4 protein-coding genes are annotated in these 5,510 nt (G+C 67.8%); 1 reads left to right on the top strand and 3 read right to left on the bottom strand.

The window, feature by feature from the left end:
* From ACXJKR_RS22840 to ACXJKR_RS22830, 3 genes are all read right to left on the bottom strand, one after another.
* Positions 1-426: HAD family hydrolase (locus tag ACXJKR_RS22840; protein WP_457324753.1), on the bottom strand; the 426-nt coding region annotated here is incomplete at its 3' end.
* Positions 427-463: 37 nt separating this feature from the next.
* Positions 464-1,777: a hypothetical protein gene (locus ACXJKR_RS22835; protein WP_457324752.1), complete on the bottom strand. Its 1,314-nt coding sequence runs from the start codon at positions 1,775-1,777 to the stop codon at positions 464-466.
* Complete coding sequence (locus tag ACXJKR_RS22830) at positions 1,774-2,766, bottom strand: RluA family pseudouridine synthase (RefSeq protein ID WP_457324754.1); 993 nt, start codon at positions 2,764-2,766, stop codon at positions 1,774-1,776. The genes ACXJKR_RS22835 and ACXJKR_RS22830 overlap by 4 nt, the downstream gene beginning before the upstream one ends.
* Positions 2,767-3,391: 625 nt before the next feature.
* On the opposite strand from ACXJKR_RS22830, the gene ACXJKR_RS22825 reads away from it, so the two are divergent.
* Positions 3,392-5,510, top strand: a 2,119-nt coding sequence (locus tag ACXJKR_RS22825) for an Rne/Rng family ribonuclease (RefSeq protein WP_457324751.1), incomplete at its 3' end; no start/stop codon positions are given.

The following is a 5,510-nucleotide window of genomic DNA, read 5'->3' as shown; positions in this document are numbered from 1 at the left end:
CTTCTGGTCGGCCGTGCGCGTGCCGTCGAACAGATGCCCCAGTTCGCTGGACGCCAGCACGCGGTCCAGGCCCGCGCGGTTCTTGCCCGTGGCGACGGCCAGCCAGTGGTGCCGCGCCTTCAAGGCCTCCAGCATCTCCAGCGTGCCTTCGAACAGCGAGAGTTCGTGCTCCGAGGCGAGGTAGTGGTGGCGGTAGCGCAGGCCCAGCTCGGGGTAGCGCTCGGCGGCCAGGCCGGGCACGGCATGCTCGAGGGCATCGCGCAGGCCCAGGCCGATGACATAGCGGCAGTTCTCGAACCCGGGCTCGGGCAGGCCCAGGTCAACGGCGGCGCGCTGGATGCAGCGGGCGATCAGCGCCGTGGAGTCAAACAGGGTGCCGTCCCAGTCGAAGGCGATCAGGTCGAATTGTTGCGGGCGGGAAATCATGAAGGGATTGTCGATGTTCGGGCTTTCGCCTTGAGACTCAGGGGCGCTCGACTTGGCGCAAGCGAGATGCATAACCGGGGATCGGCTCCAGCCGGCAAGGCTGACGGGCGCCTTCGGCGGCCGGTTCGGTGAACAGCCGGACTGCGGGCGATTCGAGTGTCACGCCGGCCTCAAGCAGGATGTCCCAGATGGCTTCGTAGCGCGCTGCCACATCGGCCGCATTGCCAGTGCAGAAGGCTTCCCTCAGCACCGCGGCGACGGGATTGCAGCTGACGGGAGAACCCTTCGGCTGATATGGCATGGTGGCACCGCGCGCCCAGCTTGCGAAATGCGGCCTCCACGCCTCGAATTGCTCCTGATCCCCGCCTGCTTCCCAGAAGGCTGCCATGACGAAGCAGCCCTTGGCTGGCCCGGCGGCTTCGATGAGCCGGTCAAAAGCATCGAGCTGGCCTTGCTGGGTCGCCACGCCCAACAGCCAATGCGGCCCAGGCCCGCCCAGGATCATTGGCTGCTCACCGAAGTAGGACATCACCTCGGGTTCGCGCAATCGCTGCTCGATCACCGCCCACGGCAGGCCGCCAGCAGCCAATTCGTGCGCATGGCCGGCTCGCTCTTGGAGCGTCAAAGGCGCCAGGCCCCAGCGCTGCCGAAATCGCTCCACCTCGGCGTCCTCGGCACGCGCCCAGAGCTGAAGCAACCACCAACGCCGAGTTTGCATCGACGCATCCCGCAGGGACTGCTCGGCCAACCAATGGTAGAGCTCCGGATGCCGCGTACAACCGGGCCCTGCGCAAACAGCCGCGACCGCCAGAGGCATTGCGAGGCCCGACCTGCCCTGCTTGGACAAGCGCTGCCAGAAGGCCGGCATCCTCGGCTCGGCGCCCTCGACGTATTGCCCCATTGCCTCGGCCCAGGCGAATGCCTGCGATCCCGCTCGCAGGTCGCACCAAACGTCGTCGGCGGCGCCCACATCCGCCAACAGCGTGTCGCGGTGCCGGGGGCGGGCCTGCCCATTGCGCAACGGCTTCATCTCGACCGCCAGCTTCAGCCCCAACTGCTCCATCCGCTTCTGGACTGTTGCCACGCGGCGCTTGGCCAGCGCCGTCTGCGCTCTCTTGGCCGGCGACAAGTGCAGGGCCAGCTCGTTCGCCGGGCACTGCGCGGCACGCACCGCCAACTCGTTCAGGGCGACAAGGCCGTCGCGTGTCAGTCGATCGGTGCGCGCTTCGAATTGCAGGGGAATGGGCGCAGGCGGCATGATCGTCATGGCGGCCACCCACGAGCCGCCCAGAGAGGCCGCGACGATGAAGGCCGCCCGGCCCAACCGCTCAAGCGCCCGCCACAACTTCATGCGGCACTGTCCACCAGGCTTCGGCAATCGGCAGGCAATGGCGCCTCGCAGGTCACCGTCTCCCCCGTCGCCGGATGCTGGAACTGCAGCTTTCGCGCATGCAAGAACATGCGGTCGAACTTGGCACGCCCGCGCGCCAGCTCGCGATTTCGCTCGAAGTCGCCGTACTTGGGGTCGCCGACGATGGCGTGACCGGCCTGCTGCAGGTGGACGCGGATCTGGTGGGTGCGGCCGGTCTTGATGGTCACGTCCAGCAGGCTGAAATGCGGCGTGCGCTGGACGACCTTCACCAGGCTGATCGACCGCTTGGCGCCTTCCTCATCCGCCTTGCCCGGCCTCACCCAGCGCTCGCCGTCGCCGCCGACGAACTTGACCAGCGGCACGTCGATGACCTTGAGCTTGGCCGGCCAGTCGCCCCAGACCAGGGCGGCATAGGTCTTGCCCGTCTCGCGCTCGCGCAGCTGATCCTGCAGTGCCACCAGCGCGCTGCGCTTCTTGGCGATCATCAAGAGGCCGGAGGTTTCCTTGTCGAGGCGGTGCACCAGCTCCAGGAACTTGGCCGTCGGCCGCGAGCGGCGCAGCGCCTCGATGACGCCGTAGCTGACGCCCGAGCCGCCATGCACCGCCACGCCGGCCGGCTTGTCGATGACAAGCAGGTGCTCATCCTCGAACACCACCGGAAACTCACGCGCCGGCGCCTCGGGCTGAGCCGGGCGCTCGGGCAGGCGTACCGGCGGGATGCGCACCTCGTCACCAATTTCCAGCCGGGTGTCGGCCTGGGCCCGGCCTTTGTTGACCCTCACTTCGCCGGCCCGGATGACGCGGTAGACGTGGGTCTTGGGCACACCCTTGAGTTCGCGCAGCAGGAAGTTGTCCAAGCGCTGCCCGGCGGAGCCTTCGTCCACCGTGACCCGGCGCACGGCTGGCGCCGTGGCAGGGGTTTGCGTGGTGTCGGGTGGCACTTGGCCTACCCCTATAATCCTTTTCACCACGTTGCTGCCGTAAGTATTTGATTTGTTTGATTTTAGCGGCGGTAACGTGTGGCCGACGGGGCACAGCCCTGGCGGCCACAGGCGATGCAACGCGAAAGACGGCCGGCAGGTTTCCTCCCCGAGTGAGTGAACGGCCCGCTGCCCGACGCGGCAGAGCGATGACACAAGAACCCGCGAGCCCCGCTGCCCTTGATTGTTTCAAGGAACCCGGCGCCCGCAGACAACAAGGTTTCCATGGCGACAGAGCACCTGGCCTTCGGGCCGCGCGAGCTGTCACCAGCGTCCAGCAGCCCATGCAGATGAGCATGCCCCTCCCCCCACACGCACCTCTGCGGCCCCGGCTAGATCCCGGTGTGGCCGCCCTGCCCCGGCTTGTTGCCGGGCGGGTGCGCGCGGGAGCCGGCGGCTCGGCTCGCATGACCGCTGCTGCGGCGCACGCGCCAACGCCAACTGCGCGCTGACCCCCACGGTCGGCCGCGCTTTCGGTCCAGGGCGATTCCTTCCTCGGTTCTCGAGTCATTGCCCGTGCATCTTTAGCCGCCAGCGCTTTGGCTTGGCGGCGCGATGAACGTGCGCGTTTCGCGGCGGCTGACAAGCCGCCCGGCGCGAGAGGAGTGATGACATGAAACGCATGCTGATCAATGCGACGCAGCCGGAAGAGCGGCGCCTCGCGATCGTTGATGGCCAGAAGCTGCTGGACTTCGAGACCGAAATCGAAGGCCGCGAGCAGCGCAAGGGCAATATCTACAAGGCCGTCGTGACGCGGGTCGAGCCCTCGCTCGAAGCCTGCTTCGTCGACTACGGCGAGGACCGCCACGGCTTCCTGCCGTTCAAGGAAATCTCGCGCCAGTTCTTCCGCGAGGGCACCGACGTCAAGAACGCGACCATCAAGGACGCGATCAAGGAAGGCCAGGAGCTGCTGGTCCAGGTCGAGAAGGAAGAGCGCGGCAACAAGGGCGCGGCGCTGACCACCTTCGTCAGCCTGGCCGGCCGCTATCTGGTGCTGATGCCCAACAACCCGCGCGGCGGTGGCGTTTCGCGCCGCATCGAGGGCGAGGACCGCGAGGAGCTGAAGGAAAATCTCGACCAGCTCGAGTACCCCAAGGGCATGTCCCTGATCGCACGCACCGCCGGTATCGGCCGCACGGCGCCCGAGCTGCAGTGGGACTTGAACTACATGCTCAAGCTCTGGACCGCGATCGATGACGCGGCCAAGGGCGGCAAGGGCGCCTACCTGATCTACCAGGAATCCAGCCTGGTCATCCGCGCGATCCGCGACTACTTCACGTCGGACATCGGCGAGATCCTGATCGACACGGACGACCTGTACGAGCAGGCCAGCCAGTTCATGAACCACGTGATGCCCGACCAGGGCCATCGCGTGAAGCGCTACCGCGACGACGCACCGCTGTTCAGCCGCTTCCAGATCGAGCACCAGATCGAGACGGCCTTCAGCCGCACGGTGAACCTGCCGTCCGGCGGCGCCATCGTCATCGACCACACCGAAGCCCTCGTGTCGGTCGACGTCAACTCGGCCCGCTCGACCCGCGGCACCGACATCGAAGAGACGGCCACCCGCACCAACCTCGAAGCGGCCGACGAAATCGCCCGCCAGATGCGCCTGCGCGACCTCGGTGGCCTGATCGTTGTCGACTTCATCGACATGGAGGAGAGCAAGAACCGCCGTGACGTGGAACAGCGCCTGCGCGACGCACTGCGCCAGGACCGCGCCCGCGTGCAGTTCGCCTCCATCAGCAAGTTCGGCCTGCTCGAAATGAGCCGCCAGCGCCTGCGCCCGGCGCTGAGCGAAGGCAACCACATCACCTGCCCGCGCTGCAACGGCACGGGCCACATCCGCGACACCGAGTCCTCGGCACTGCAGATCCTGCGCATGGTCCAGGAAGAGGCCATGAAGGACAACACCGCCGCCGTGCACGTGCAGGTGCCGGTGGAAGTGACCTCCTTCCTGCTGAACGAGAAGCGCACCGAGATCACCAAGATCGAACTCAAGCAGCGCGTCACCGTGCTGCTGGTGCCCAACAAGCACCTCGAGACGCCGAACTACAAGCTTGAGCGCCTGCGCCACGACGACCCACGCCTGGAGAACCTGCAGGCCAGCTACACGATGATCGAGGAGCCGACCGACGAGGTCGGCATCACGCGCCGCGGCGACGTCGAGAAGAAGAACAAGCAGGAGCCGGTCATCAAGGGCATCCTGCCCGAGCAGCCCGCGCCGGTCGCCGCACCGAAGCCCGAGCCCGTCGCGGCCGCGCCCGCACCGGCGCCCGTCGTTGCGCCCCCGCCGCCAGCACCGCAGGCCAAGGGCTTCTTCAGCCGCCTGTTCAGCTTCTTCGGCGGTGGCGATGCCGCGCCGGCCCCGGCACCTGCTGTCCAGGCGCCCGCAGCGGCGCCCGCCGCAACGGACAAGCCCAAGCGCGAAGGCGGCCGTGATGGTCGCCGCGACGGTGGCCGCCGTGGTGAGCGCGGCGAGCGTAGCGAACGCGGTGAGCGCAACGAGCCGCGTGGCCAAGGTGGCCGCCGCGATGGCAAGCCGCAGGAAGCCCGCGGTGAGCGCGGCGAACGCGGTGACCGCAAGCCGCGCGCCGAAGGCGCTGACAAGCCTGAACAGCAGCAACGCCCGGAGCGCGGCGAGCGCACCGAACGTGGTGAGCGTGCTGAACGTGGTGAGCGCACCGAACGCGGTGGTGACCGCCCGGAGCGTGGTGAGCGCCGCCCACGGG

It is taken from the genome of Roseateles sp. P5_E11, assembly GCF_054049355.1.
Note: the sequence above shows the minus strand (reverse complement) of the source record. Positions and strands in the feature narration are given on the sequence as shown.